This is a genomic window from Streptomyces galbus, from assembly GCF_005280195.1.
GTDB lineage: Bacteria > Actinomycetota > Actinomycetes > Streptomycetales > Streptomycetaceae > Streptomyces > Streptomyces galbus.
On sequence record NZ_SZPR01000014.1, the window covers coordinates 234,120 to 247,033 of the forward strand.

Consider the following 12,914-nt stretch of genomic DNA (forward strand, 5'->3'; position numbering starts at 1 on the left):
GGGGGGGGGGCCTGGGGGGGGGGGGGGGGGGGGGGGGGGGGGCGGCCGTGGGGGTGGGGATGCGGAAGAGACAGGGAGAGACCGGTCGGGGTGGGGGCCTCCCCCCTCCCCTCCCCCCTCCCCTCCCCCACCCCCCTCCCCACCGCCCCCGCCAGCGCCGCCCCCAACTCCCGCCCCAGCCCCAGCGCGCCGCGTTCCTTGTGTGCCAGCAGCACGGCCCGCACCGCGCCGTCGTAGGGCGCCGCCGCGAACACGGCCGGCAGCCCCGGCGGCTCGGGCACCGGCCGCACCCGCCGCGGCACGGCCCCGCCGAGCGCCTGCCGGCACCCGGGACAGAGCACGCCCCGGGCCCGCCCGCACCCGGCACACTCGGTCGGCAGCACGAGGTCCCCGAACTCCCGCCACCACGCCCGCAGACCGTTCATGACGACCACTGTGCCAAGGTTCCCGGGTGTCTGCTCAGCCTGTGGAAAAGGGTCGAGCCCCCCTGTGGAAAACCATCAGGAGGGCTCGACCAAGGTCACCGTCGGGCTGCCGTCACCCCGGGTACAGCACCGCCGAAGCCGTCTCCTTCAGCGTGCGCCAGCCGCTGCCGCCGGGCAGCCACAGCAGGCCGTTCTTGGACGTGGCGAACAGCGGGGCCTCGCTGTCCTCGGACGCCGCGATGCTCTGCACCTCGGTCAGACCGGGCAGCGTGCCCGCCTCGGGGACGGAGCCGTCGGACTGCACGTACTGCACCTGCTCGACCCCGCCGGACTCCCGCCCGACGACCACGAGCCGGCTGTCCCCCGCCCACGACACGGCCGTGACCTGCTCCAACTCCGGTGTCGCGGAGCGCAGTTCCTGGACCGACACCGTCGGCTGCTGCTCGCCGGGCTTCTGGTCGCGCTCGATCCGCCCGAGCAGCAGTGCCTGCTTGCCGTCCTTCTCCACGACGAGCGCGATCCGCACTCCGTCGGCGGCCACCCGTACGGCGTTGATCCGGCCGTCCAGGCTGGGTGTGCGCACGGCGACCGGGGTGCCGCCGCCCTTCTGGAGCAGCAGCAGCCGCGGCGCGCCGGGGTCGCGGTCGGCCACCCACAGGTCGCCCTGGCCGTCCCAGCTGGGCGCGGTGAGCCGGTCGCTCTCGGTGGCGCCGGTGCTGCGCAGCACCGGTTCGCCGAGGGAGCTGCCGGTGACCATGGAGCCGACGTACAGCGCCTTGCCGTCGATGGTGACGCCGGCCGCCATGTGCTCGTCGTGGGCGACGGCGACGGAGCGCAGTGCCTTGGTGCCGTCGCCGAGCGCGCCGGGCACCGGGTCGGCCCGGGTGTCCTCGCCGCTGCTCATCCGTGCGAGGCGGTGTTCGCCGTCGATGAAGTACAGGTAGTCGGGGTGGTCCTCGGAGCCCCGCGCGGCGACGGTGGCGGCGCGGCTCTCGGTGAGCGAGCACAGCCGGGTGCCGCCGGCGCGCAGCTCGACCTCCTCGACGGCCGGGGTGAGGCTCTGCAATGTGAAGAGGAGCTGGGCGGCCATCTCGTCGCACTTGGTGTGTCCGACGTTCTCGGCCTTGTCGTTGAGCGGCACGGTCAGCTTGTTCTGGTCGTCCGGCGTCAGCGCGGTGACGCCCTTCGCGAGCTGCGTGCCGGTGGGGAAGCTGGAACGGACGACGGGGCGCAGCCAGTTGGTGGGTCCGCCGATCAGGGAGCGGACGACCTGGGTGGTGGGGTCGACGCGTTCGCGCACGTAGACGGGGTCGGCGACGGTGGCCGGCCGGCGGGTGGTGCCGGCGGTGGTCGTGGTGGAGGCGAAGTAGTACTTGTTGACGGACATGTAGTTGCGCTGGAAGTCGGAGGTGCCCATGACGACGCCCTGGGGCAGGGCGTCGATGCGCCACTGTTCGGACTTCTTGTCGCGTACGAGGTGGACGATCTGTCCGTAGTTGCCGTCGGCGGGGCTGTACGACTGTTGCCCGTCGACGGTCGCCACGCGCGTGCCGGTGAGCGTGAAGGAGAAGTCGCCGCCGTCGACCCGGCCGCCGGAGCGGTCGGCTTCGGCTTCGGGTCCGTCGGCGAGCACGGTCGTGGACTGCTCGGGCTGCCAGGTGCGGGCGGCCTGCGGGGTGAGGTACTGGCGCGCGGTGGAGAAGTTGGGGTCGTCGCTGGTGAGGGCTTCGAGGAAGCCTTGGACGATCTCGGAGGGCGGCGCGTCCTCGCGGGGCGGCATGGCGAAGACGCGGACCTGGGTCTCCTGGCGGGGGGTGGATTCCACGCCGCGCAGGTCGCCGTTGTCGGGCATCGAGGCGCACCCGGCGAGCAGAACGACCCCGCACGCGGCGTACGCCGTCGCGCGCTTCCGTCCGCGCCGCGTGCCCCGCTCGCGCTCAGCGCCCACGGAACGCCTCCCCCTGATCATCCGAACCGTCCGCTCCCGCGTCGACCCGCCCGGCACTTCCCGCGCGCGCCCCGTTCGCGGCGGACGCGTCCCCCTGTCGGCCTGCGCCGGACCGGACCTCGTCGTCCTGCCGCCGCGTGCCCGCGACGGTTTCATCGTCGTCCCGCTGACCGCGACCGGCTCTCGCCAGGCCGTCGTGCGGCTCCGGCAGCGGCTTCTGCATCGGCTGTGGCTGCGGCTGGGGTTTCCCCGCCCCGTTCGTCTCGTCCGCCCGCCGCGGGCCCGCCGTGGCGGGCCGGGCCACCACGCGTGCGCCGTTGCCGGGGAGGGCCGTGGGATCGGCGGTGGGGGCCGGGGCGGTGGCCCGGGGGGTGATGGGTGCCCGGGCGCCCGTCCGGGGCTCGGCGGCGGGCTGGAGGGGCACGGTGGCGCTCTTCTGGCCGCCCCCTCGGGGCAGGCCGGCGTCGTCGAGGCCGCGGTTGCGGCGGGAGTCCTTGGGCTCGAGGGGTATCGGCGAGCCGCGCAGCGGTTCGTCGGCGGTGCGGGGCAGCGTCAGCCGGAACTGTGAGCCGCCACCGGGTTCGCCCCAGGCTTGGAGCCAGCCGCCGTGCAGCCGTGCGTCCTCCAGGGCGATGGACAGGCCGAGGCCGGTGCCGCCGGTGGTACGCGCGCGTGCCGGGTCGGCACGCCAGAAGCGGCTGAACACGCGGGTGGCCTCGCCGGGCTTGAGGCCGACGCCGTAGTCGCGTACGGCGACGGCGACGGCGCCACCGGCCGAGGCGAGCTTGACGACGACGTCCTTGCCCTCGCCGTGCTCGACGGCGTTGACGACGAGGTTGCGCAGGACGCGTTCGACGCGCCGGGCGTCGGCCTCGGCGACCACGGGCTGCTGGTCGCCGACGACGCGTATCGCGGTGCCCTTGCGTTCGGCGAGCGGCGCGGCCCCGTCGACGACGCGGCGTACGACGTTGCGCAGGTCGATCGGTTCGGCCTCCAGGGAGGCGGCGCCGGCGTCGAAGCGGCTGATCTCCAGCAGGTCGGCGAGCAGGGACTCGAACCGGTCGAGCTGGTCGGCGAGGAGTTCCGCGGAGCGGGCGGTGACGGGGTCGAAGTCCTGGCGGGCCTCGTGGATGACGTCGGCGGCCATGCGCACGGTGGTCAGGGGGGTGCGCAGTTCGTGGGAGACGTCGGAGACGAAGCGGCGCTGCATCCGGGACAGGTCCTCGAGCTGCTGGATCTTGAGCTGGAGGTTCTGCGCCATCTTGTTGAAGGCTTCGCCGAGGCGGGCGATGTCGTCCTCGCCGGTGACCTTCATCCGTTCCTGGAGGCGTCCGGCGGAGAGTCGCTCGGCGATCCCGGCGGCCATCCGCACCGGTGTGACGACCTGCCGTACGACGAGCCAGGCGATCGCCCCGAGGAGGACGACGACGAAGAGCCCGGCGGTGGCGAGGGTGCCCTTGACGAGGCTGAGGGACTTCTCCTCCTGGGTGAGCGGGAAGAGGTAGTACAGCTCGTAGGGGTCGCCGTTGGGGTCGTTGACGCGCTTGCCGATGACGAGCGCGGGCTGGGACTCCTTGTCGCCGTTGCTGTAGCGGATGCGGGTGTAGCTCTGGGCGGCGCTGCTGCCGGTGTTGACGCGGGCGCGCAGGTCCTCGGGGACGCTCTTGTTGGGGTCGACGCCGCCGGAGGCGCGGGGTCCGCGGCCGCCGCCGCTGTCGTCGCCGGGGGGCAGGGTGACCACGTCGAAGGCGCCTTGGCCGCCGCTGGACAGCGACGACACCAGTTCGCTCATCCATTCGATGACGTTCTGGGAGGCGCGCTGGTCGGCGGGGGTGCCGTCGTCGGCGCCGGCGCTCGCGGCCTCGTCGGCCTTCTGCTTGGCCACGGCGAAGCCACCGGTGGCCTGGCTCTGCGACGCCTTGACCTTGGCGTCGAGCAGTCCGTTGCGGACCTGTCCGATGACGACGAAGCCCAGCAGCAGGACGACGCCCAGCGACATCAGCAGGGTGGTGGCGACGACCTTGAGCTGGATGTTGCGCCGCCACAGCCGCATGAGCGGCAGCAGCGGCCTGCGTATCCAGCGCAGCACGAGCCTGAGGACCGGGCTGCCCTGCACCCCGTCCTGGAACAGCCCGCCGTGCACGAGACTCGCCCAGCGCTCCCGCAGGGGCTTCCGGCCGACAGGCCGCTCCGGCCGGGTCCCGGACCGGCCGGGCGCCGAAGCGGCACTGTCACCGGTCATGTCAGCTCGGTCCTGCCTTGTACCCGACACCACGGACGGTCACCACGATCTCCGGGCGCTCGGGGTCCTTCTCGACCTTGGAGCGCAGCCGCTGGACGTGCACGTTGACCAGGCGGGTGTCGGCGGCGTGCCGGTAGCCCCAGACCTGTTCGAGGAGCACCTCGCGCGTGAAGACCTGCCACGGCTTGCGCGCCAGGGCGACCAGCAGGTCGAACTCCAGCGGGGTCAGCGCGATCGACTGCCCGTCCCGCTTCACGGAGTGCCCGGCGACGTCGATGACGAGGTCGCCGATGGCGAGCTGCTCGGGTGCGGGTTCCTCGGACCTCCGCAGCCGGGCCCGTATGCGGGCCACCAGCTCCTTGGGCTTGAACGGCTTCACGATGTAGTCGTCGGCGCCCGACTCCAGGCCCACGACGACGTCGACGGTGTCGCTCTTGGCCGTGAGCATCACGATCGGCACGCCGGACTCCGCCCTGATCAGGCGGCACACCTCGATGCCGTCCCGGCCGGGCAGCATGAGGTCCAGCAGCACCAGGTCGGGCTTGGCTTCACGGAACGCGGCCAGCGCCTTGTCGCCGTCGGCTACGAAAGACGGCTCAAAACCTTCACCACGCAGCACAATGCCGAGCATCTCGGCCAGTGCGGTGTCGTCGTCGACGACAAGGACTCGTCCCTTCATAAACGACATCATCCCATTCTCATAACAGTGACGGTGGCGCTGGTGAGCAGGGTCACTGGCCTGTGACCTTAGCCGCAGCGAGCCGTCACTGTCTGCCCTCGGCCCGGACGGTGGCCTCCCCGCCCCTCCGAACCTTTCGGACCCGGACGGGACACGGGCCGGCGCCGGCGCCGGACAGTTGAAAACCGGCCGTGCCCGCACGCTCCCGCGCGGCACGGCCGGTCACCGCCCGCCCTCGCGCGGGACGACGCCGGGCCGCGGGGAGCCGCCTCACCTCCGGCAGGCCCTCCCCGCGGCCGTGGGACTGTCAGCCGCTCGACACCTGCCGGGACCGCGCCGAGAGGTCCGCCAGTGCCTCCGCCGTCACCGGCGACACGGCTCCCTCCTCGGTGACGATCGCCGTGATCAGCTCGGGCGGGGTCACGTCGAACGCCGGGTTGTACGCCTGCGTCCCCAGCGGCGCCACCGCTACGCCGCCGCCCGCCCCCGTCACCGGCACCTGCGGCGCGGAGAACTCGGTCACCTCGTACCCGGGGCGCTGCTCGACCTCGATCGACGCCCCGTCGGGAGTGTGCGGGTCGAGGGTCGTCACGGGCGCGACCACGATGAACGGCACGTGGTGGTAGCGGGCCAGCACCGCGAGCGGGTACGTCCCGACCTTGTTCGCCACCGACCCGTCGGCCGCGATGCGGTCCGCGCCGACCAGCACGGCGTCCACCTCGCCGGCCGAGAACAGCGACCCCGCCGCGTTGTCCGTGAGCAGCGTGTACGCCATCCCGTTGCGCGCCGCCTCGTACGCCGTGAGCCGGGCGCCCTGCAGCAGCGGACGCGTCTCGTCCACCCACAGCCGCCGCAGCTGCCCCGCCCGGTGCGCCTCGAGGGCCACCGCGAACGCCGTGCCCTCGCCGCCGGAGACCAGCGCCCCGGTGTTGCAGTGGGTCAGGACCCGGTGGCCGCCGCCGGGCAGCAGCTCGTCCAGGAGGGCCAGGCCGTGCCGCGCCATCCGGACGCTGGCCTCGGCGTCCTCCCGGTGCAGTTGCCGTGCCGCGGCCAGTGTCGCCCCGGCGGCCTGCTGCGGGTCCCCGGAGTCGGCCAGGGCGGCCCGGTACGCCGCCCGGGCGCGCTCCACGCCGACGGACAGGTTCACCGCGGTCGGCCGGGCCCCGGCCAGCGCGGTCGCGGCCTCGTCCACGTCGAAGCCGCGCGCGGCGGCGAGAGCGACGCCGTACGCCCCGGCGACGCCGAGCAGCGGCGCCCCGCGCACCGCGAGCGAACGGATCGCCTCGACCAGCGCGGAGGCGTCCGTGCAGACGAGTTCGACCTCTTCGACCGGGAGCCTCGTCTGGTCCAGGAGGACCAGTACGGGGCCTTCGGGTGGCTCCTCCCATCGGATCGCCGGAATGTCGGTGGGCGGCTTGTCCTCGCCGGGGTGCGCGTACTGATCAGCCATGCGGTCAGTCTGCCCCTTTTTCGGCAGACAATTGAAGGTGCGCAGCCCCTACCGCGGCCGGTCGGCCGATGACCACCCCATGGCACGATGGCTCCCAACCTTCCGCCGCGACCGCGGACGGGCACCGTGAAGGAGCGACGATGAACGACACTCCGGGCTGGGCCTCGCCCGGATCCGCCCCGTCCGACGGGCAGGAGCCGGCCGCACCGGCCCCTGCCGAGCCCACCGGCCACCCGAGCCCACGCCTTGGCGGCCCGCACGAGGCCGACCAGCCCGGAGCCACCCGCCAGTCCCCGGACACGGCACCCGAGAGCGGCGAGCCCGCCCCTCAGGCCCCGCCCGCGGACGCGGCCCCGCAGTCGCCCGGCCCGAAGTGGTCCAAGGAGCAGCCGCCCCCCGCCCAGTGGTCCGCCCCCGCAGGCGGACAGGCCCCCGGCGAGGCGCCCCCGCCGCCCCCTGCTCCGGCACCCGGCGGCGGCCACGGCAGGGGCACCCACCCGCCGGCCGGCGGCCCCGGCACCCCCGGCGGCTGGACCGGCCCCGCGGGCCCCGGCGGCCCCGTCCCGCCGGGCGGCTACGGCGGCCCGCCTCCCGGCGGTGGCTACGGCGGCTCTCAGCCCCCGCACGGCCAGCCCGGCTGGGGCGGCGGCTGGGGCGCTGGCTGGGGTACGGGCTGGGGCGGTCCGCCGCCCGCGGCGAAGCCGGGTGTCATCCCGCTGCGCCCGCTCGGCGTCGGCGAGATCCTCGACGGCGCGGTGTCCACCATGCGCACCTACTGGCGCACGGTCCTCGGCATCTCGCTGACCGTCGCCGTCGTCACCGAGACCCTCGTCGTCCTGCTCCAGGGCCTGGTCCTGGACGACGCGGTGAGTTCGTCGGCCCTCGGCGACACCAGCGCCACCACGGACGAGCAGATCCACGCCCTGCGCGACAGCATGCTCAGCTCCGGCGCGATCTTCCTGGTCACCCTCGTCGGCACAGTCGTCGCCACCGCCCTGCTCACCGCCGTCACCAGCCGCGCCGTCCTGGGCAAGGAGGTCACCCTCGGCGAGGCATGGCGGGACGCCCGCCCGCGGATCCCCGGGCTGTTCGGCCTGATCCTCCTGCTGATGCTCATCGCGGGCGCCATCGGCGGCGTCGGCGTGCTGCCCGGCATCCTGCTGGCGGTGGCCGGCGCCGGTGACGCGGGCGCCGCGGTCGCCGTCCTCGGCGTGCTCGCCGCCTTCGTCGTCATCGTCTGGCTGTTCGTGCGCCTCTCCCTCGCCTCGCCCGCGCTCATGCTGGAGAAGCAGGGCATCCGCAAGGCCATGAGCCGCTCCGCGAAACTGGTCAGCGGCTCCTGGTGGCGGGTGTTCGGCATCCAGGTGCTCGCCGCGGTCATCGCCAACGTGATCTCGGCGATCGTCGTCGTCCCGTTCGCCATCGTCGGCGCCCTCGCCGGTGACGACGGGTTCCACGGCTTCGTCGAGTCCGGCGGCGACCTGGGCTGGACGTACCTCGTCATCAGCGGCATCGGCTCGGTGATCGGCTCCATGATCACCTTCCCGATCACGGCGGGCGTCACCGTGCTCCTCTACATCGACCAGCGGATCCGCCGCGAAGCCCTCGACCTCGACCTGGCCCGCGCCGCCGGGGTCCCGGGCTACGCCGCACCCGCACCCGGCCCGACCCCCGGGAGCTGATGCGGTGAGCGTGACGGGGGGAGTCCTCACCGCGCAACCGGCGCCGCTGTCCCGCGCCACCGGCGTCGCCCTGCGCACCGTACTGCGCACCGGCGACGCCTCCCGCCTGCTGCGGGCGGACGGCGGCGACGGACCACCGCTCACCGTCCCCAGGGACCCCGCGCGCGAGGCGGCCCGGCGCGAGCTGGCCGAACGGATGTACCACGAGCACGACCCCGGCCTGGTCGAACGCGCCCTGGACGCCTTCTGGGACCGGCTGGGCGACCTGCTCACCGCCGCGTCCGGCGCCACCCCGGGCGGTGCGCTCGGCCTGGCCGTGATCGTGCTGGCGGTCGTCGCCGTCGTGGCCGCACTGTGGTGGCGCCTGGGCACCCCGCGCCGCTCACCCGCGCCCACCGCCGCCCTGTTCGCCGACCGCCCCCGCAGCGCCGCCGCCCACCGCGCCGCCGCCGAGGCACACGCCGCCCAGGGCCACTGGAACCAGGCCGTCCAGGAACGCATGCGCGCACTCGTCCGCTCCCTGGAGGAACGCGCCCTCCTCGACACCCGCCCCGGCCGCACCGCGGACGAGGCCGCCGCCGAAGCGGGCCGCACCCTGCCCGCCCACACCGACCGGCTGCGCGCCGCCGCCCGCGACTTCGACGACGTGACGTACGGCGGCCGCAGGGCGACCGAGCAGACGTACCACCGCCTCACCGCACTCGACCACGACCTGGAGCGCACCAGGCCCCAGCTCACCCACAGCAGCACCGCCACCGCGGCCCACCCCACGCCCGGCGGAGCCGGCCGATGACCGCTGAGGCCCCCCTCCCGTCCACATCGGTGTCGCCCACGGCCCGTCACCTCTGGACCCGCTCGCGGGGCATCGCCCTCGCCCTGCTGGTGCTCCTCGCCGGGGCCGTCGCGGTCGCCACCGTCCGCTCCGAAGCCCGCCACGGCGAGCTGGACCCGCGCTCCGCCGACCCCCTCGGCAGCCGGGCCGTCGCCGAACTCCTCGCCGACCGGGGCGTGACCACCCGCCTCGTCACCACCCTGGCCGAGGCCCGCGCCGCGACCGGCCCCGACACCACACTCCTGGTCGCCGTGCCCGACCGGCTGACGGAGCACCAGCAGACCCTGCTGCACTCCGCGACCACCGGCTCCGGCGGCCGCACCGTCCTCGTCGCCGCCGGCGGCTGGTCCGTCGGCACACTCGCCCCCGGGGTCACCGCGGACCCCGCAACCAGCCGCGACTCCACCCTCGACCCCGGCTGCGACCTGCCCGCAGCCCGCCGCGCCGGCCCCGCCGACACCGGCGGCATCCGCTACACCAGCACCCGCCCCGACGCCGACGAGTGCTACCCCAGCTCCCGCCTGCCCACCCTCCTGCGCCTCCCCGACGCCACGGGAAACGGCGACACCGTCCTCCTCGGCGGCCCCGACATCCTCCACAACGAACGCCTCGACGAGCAGGGCAACGCCTCGCTCGCCCTCCAACTCCTCGGCTCCCGCCCCCATCTGGTCTGGTACCTCCCCTCCCTCTCCGACACCACCGCCACCGGCCCCGAGGACGAGAAGAGCTTCCTCGACCTCGTCCCGTCCGGCTGGCTCTGGGGCACCCTGCAACTCTTCGTCGCGGCAGCCCTCGCCGCCCTGTGGCGGGCACGCCGACTCGGCCCGCTCGTCCCCGAACGACTCCCCGTCGCGATCCGCGCCTCCGAGACCGTCGAAGGCCGCGCCCGCCTCTACCGCAAGGCCAACGCCCGCGACCGCGCCGCCGCCGCTCTCCGCTCCACCACGCGCACCCGCCTCGCCCCCCTCGTCGGCATCCCCGTCACCCAGGCCCACACACCCGAGGCCCTCGTCCCCGCACTGTCCGCCCACCTCCACGGCGACGGACGCCCCCTGCACTCCCTCCTCTTCGGCCCGCCGCCCGGCGACGACGCCGACCTCGTCTCCCTCGCCGACCGACTCGACGCCCTCGAAAGAGAGGTACGCCGTCCATGATGGACCCGACCACTGACAACGCCGGGCACACCGGGGACCCGGACCGCGCCCGGGCCGCCCTGGAAGCCCTGCGCGCCGAGATCGCCAAGGCCGTGGTCGGCCAGGACCCCGCCGTCACCGGCCTCGTCGTCGCCCTGCTGTGCCGCGGACACGTCCTGCTCGAAGGCGTCCCCGGAGTCGCCAAGACGCTCCTCGTGCGCGCCCTCGCCACCGCACTCGAACTCGACACCAAACGCGTCCAGTTCACCCCCGACCTCATGCCGAGCGACATCACCGGCTCCCTCGTCTACGACGCCCGTACCGCCGAGTTCTCCTTCCAGCCCGGCCCCGTCTTCACCCACCTCCTCCTCGCCGACGAGATCAACCGCACCCCGCCCAAGACCCAGTCGGCCCTCCTCGAAGCCATGGAGGAACGCCAGGTCACCGTGGACGGCACCCCTCGCCCGCTCCCCGACCCGTTCCTCGTCGCCGCCACCCAGAACCCCGTCGAGTACGAAGGCACCTATCCCCTCCCCGAAGCCCAACTCGACCGCTTCCTCCTCAAACTGACGATCCCCCTCCCCTCCCGCCAGGACGAGATCGACGTCCTCACCCGCCACGCCGAGGGCTTCAACCCGCGCGACCTGCACGCCGCCGGCGTCCGCGCCGTCGCCACCGCCGCCGACCTCGACGCCGCCCGCGCCGCCGTCGCCAAGACCACCGTCTCGCCCGACATCACCGCCTACGTCGTCGACATCTGCCGCGCCACCCGCGAGTCACCCTCCCTCACCCTCGGCGTGTCCCCGCGCGGCGCCACGGCCCTCCTCGCCGCCTCGCGCGCGTGGGCGTGGCTCACCGGCCGCGACTACGTCATCCCCGACGACGTCAAAGCCCTCGCCCTGCCCACCCTGCGCCACCGCGTCCAGCTCCGACCGGAGGCCGAGATGGAAGGCGTGACGGCCGACTCCGTCATCCACGCGATCCTCACCCACGTCCCCGTCCCCCGCTGATGGCACCCACCGGACGCACCGCCCTCCTCGCAGCCCTCGGCTCCCTGCCTGTCGGCATCTGGGACGCCGGCTGGACCGGCCTGCTGGCCGTCAACGCGCCACTGGCCCTCGCCTGCGCCTGCGATTACGCCCTCGCCGCACCCGTACGCCGCCTGCGGTTGACCCGCTCCGGCGACACCGCCGTACGCCTCGGCGAGACGGCGGACGTCACCCTCACGATCACCAACCCGACCGGCCGCCCGCTGCGCGCCCGCCTGCGCGACGCGTGGCCGCCCAGTAGCTGGCAGCCCGGCACGGAGATCGAGGCGTCCCGCCACCGCGTCACGGTCCCCTCGGGTGAACGCCGCCGCGTCACCACCCGACTGAGCCCCACCCGCCGCGGTGACCGCCACGCCGACCGCGTGACACTGCGCTCCTACGGCCCCCTCGGCCTCTTCGCCCGCCAGGGCACACACCGGGTCCCCTGGACCGTCCGCGTACTGCCCCCCTTCACCAGCCGCAAGCACCTGCCCTCGAAATTGGCCCGCCTGCGCGAACTCGACGGCCGCACCAGCGTCCTCACCCGCGGCGAAGGCACCGAGTTCGACAGCTTGCGCGAGTACGTTCCCGGCGACGACACCCGCTCCATCGACTGGCGCGCCACCGCCCGCCAGTCCACGGTGGCCGTCCGCACCTGGCGCCCCGAACGCGACCGGCACATCCTTCTCGTCCTCGACACCGGCCGCACCTCCGCCGGCCGCGTCGGCGACGCCCCCCGCCTGGACGCCGCCCTCGACGCGGCCCTCCTCCTGGCCGCCCTCGCCTCCCGCGCGGGCGACCGCATCGACCTCCTCGCCTACGACCGCCGCGTCCGCGCCCTCGTCCAGGGCCGCACCGCACGCGACGTCCTCCCGTCCCTCGTCGACGCGATGGCCGGCCTGGAACCCGAACTCGTCGAAACGGACGCCCGCGGCCTCACCGCCACAGCCCTGCGCACGGCACCCCGCCGTTCACTGATCGTCCTGCTCACCACCCTCGACGCGGCACCGGTCGAAGAGGGCCTGCTGCCGGTCCTCCCTCAGCTCACCCGACGCCACACCGTCGTGGTCGCGTCCGTGGCCGACCCGCACGTCGCCCGCATGTCGACGTCCCGCGGCAACGCAGACGCCGTCTACGAGGCCGCAGCAGCAGCCCAGGCCCAGGCGGAACGACACCGCACCGCCCAACAACTCCGCCGCCACGGCGTCACGGTCGTGGACGCGACCCCCGACGAGCTGCCGCCGGCGCTGGCGGACACGTATCTGGAACTCAAGGCAGCGGGACGTCTGTGAAGCGAACACGAAAAAGGGGCCCTCGGAAGAGGGCCCCGCGGAAGAAATCCGTAAACGCAGAAAAGCCCCGTGCCAAATGGCACGAGGCTTTTCTACAATGATTGTTCGGCGGTGTCCTACTCTCCCACAGGGTCCCCCCTGCAGTACCATCGGCGCTGTAAGGCTTAGCTTCCGGGTTCGGAATGTAACCGGGCGTTTCCCCT

Annotated in this window: 9 protein-coding genes, 1 rRNA gene and 1 pseudogene; 5 read left to right on the plus strand and 6 right to left on the minus strand. The window is 74.2% G+C overall.

The window, feature by feature from the left end:
- The 5 genes and pseudogenes from E4U92_RS36665 to mtnA all read right to left on the minus strand — a co-directional run.
- Window positions 1–425, minus strand: a pseudogene (locus E4U92_RS36665) (ComF family protein); the annotation flags it as partial.
- 112 nt (window positions 426–537) lie between these two features.
- Entirely contained in the window at window positions 538–2,373 is a 1,836-nt protein-coding gene (locus E4U92_RS18230) for an LpqB family beta-propeller domain-containing protein (protein ID WP_137301493.1), read from the minus strand.
- Window positions 2,363–4,615: an MtrAB system histidine kinase MtrB gene (mtrB, locus tag E4U92_RS18235; RefSeq protein ID WP_137301494.1), complete on the minus strand. Its 2,253-nt coding sequence runs from the start codon at window positions 4,613–4,615 to the stop codon at window positions 2,363–2,365. The genes E4U92_RS18230 and mtrB overlap by 11 nt, the downstream gene beginning before the upstream one ends.
- Before the next feature lies 1 nt (window position 4,616).
- On the minus strand, window positions 4,617–5,306 hold the full coding sequence (gene mtrA, locus E4U92_RS18240) for a two-component system response regulator MtrA (protein WP_187283109.1): 690 nt from the start codon (window positions 5,304–5,306) through the stop codon (window positions 4,617–4,619).
- A gap of 295 nt (window positions 5,307–5,601) precedes the next feature.
- Window positions 5,602–6,744: an S-methyl-5-thioribose-1-phosphate isomerase gene (gene mtnA / locus E4U92_RS18245; RefSeq protein WP_137301495.1), complete on the minus strand. Its 1,143-nt coding sequence runs from the start codon at window positions 6,742–6,744 to the stop codon at window positions 5,602–5,604.
- Between the two features lie 140 nt (window positions 6,745–6,884).
- Between mtnA and E4U92_RS18250 the strand changes: the two genes are divergently transcribed.
- The 5 genes from E4U92_RS18250 to E4U92_RS18270 are packed head-to-tail and all read left to right on the plus strand — an operon-like array spanning window position 6,885 to window position 12,711.
- The gene (locus E4U92_RS18250) at window positions 6,885–8,426 is read left to right on the plus strand and encodes a DUF7847 domain-containing protein (RefSeq protein ID WP_137301496.1); all 1,542 of its coding nucleotides are present in this window, start codon (window positions 6,885–6,887) and stop codon (window positions 8,424–8,426) included.
- A gap of 4 nt (window positions 8,427–8,430) precedes the next feature.
- Window positions 8,431–9,219, plus strand: coding sequence for a DUF4129 domain-containing protein (locus E4U92_RS18255; protein ID WP_137301497.1), 789 nt, complete (start codon window positions 8,431–8,433; stop codon window positions 9,217–9,219).
- Window positions 9,216–10,412, plus strand: a complete 1,197-nt coding sequence (locus E4U92_RS18260) for a DUF4350 domain-containing protein (protein WP_137301498.1) — start codon at window positions 9,216–9,218, stop codon at window positions 10,410–10,412. Before E4U92_RS18255 ends, E4U92_RS18260 begins: the two co-directional genes overlap by 4 nt.
- Window positions 10,412–11,401 carry an AAA family ATPase gene (locus tag E4U92_RS18265; RefSeq protein ID WP_137301511.1) on the plus strand — a complete coding sequence of 330 codons (990 nt, stop codon included), beginning with the start codon at window positions 10,412–10,414 and terminating at the stop codon, window positions 11,399–11,401. The genes E4U92_RS18260 and E4U92_RS18265 overlap by 1 nt, the downstream gene beginning before the upstream one ends.
- Window positions 11,401–12,711 carry a DUF58 domain-containing protein gene (locus tag E4U92_RS18270; RefSeq protein ID WP_137301499.1) on the plus strand — a complete coding sequence of 437 codons (1,311 nt, stop codon included), beginning with the start codon at window positions 11,401–11,403 and terminating at the stop codon, window positions 12,709–12,711. The genes E4U92_RS18265 and E4U92_RS18270 overlap by 1 nt, the downstream gene beginning before the upstream one ends.
- Before the next feature lie 103 nt (window positions 12,712–12,814).
- Here the strand turns inward: E4U92_RS18270 and rrf are convergent.
- A 5S ribosomal RNA gene (gene rrf, locus E4U92_RS18275) occupies window positions 12,815–12,914 on the minus strand; the annotation flags it as partial.

What these genes read in the sequence shown, in the direction of transcription:
- E4U92_RS18260 (WP_137301498.1), top strand. Translation starts at nt 9,216, where the DNA reads ATGACCGCTGAGGCCCCCCTCCCGTCCACATCGGTGTCGCCCACGGCC.
- E4U92_RS18265 (WP_137301511.1), top strand. Translation starts at nt 10,412, where the DNA reads ATGGACCCGACCACTGACAACGCCGGGCACACCGGGGACCCGGACCGC.
- E4U92_RS18270 (WP_137301499.1), top strand. Translation starts at nt 11,401, where the DNA reads ATGGCACCCACCGGACGCACCGCCCTCCTCGCAGCCCTCGGCTCCCTG.
- mtnA (WP_137301495.1), bottom strand. Translation starts at nt 6,744, where the DNA reads ATGGCTGATCAGTACGCGCACCCCGGCGAGGACAAGCCGCCCACCGAC.
- E4U92_RS18250 (WP_137301496.1), top strand. Translation starts at nt 6,885, where the DNA reads ATGAACGACACTCCGGGCTGGGCCTCGCCCGGATCCGCCCCGTCCGAC.
- mtrB (WP_137301494.1), bottom strand. Translation starts at nt 4,615, where the DNA reads ATGACCGGTGACAGTGCCGCTTCGGCGCCCGGCCGGTCCGGGACCCGG.
- mtrA (WP_187283109.1), bottom strand. Translation starts at nt 5,306, where the DNA reads ATGATGTCGTTTATGAAGGGACGAGTCCTTGTCGTCGACGACGACACC.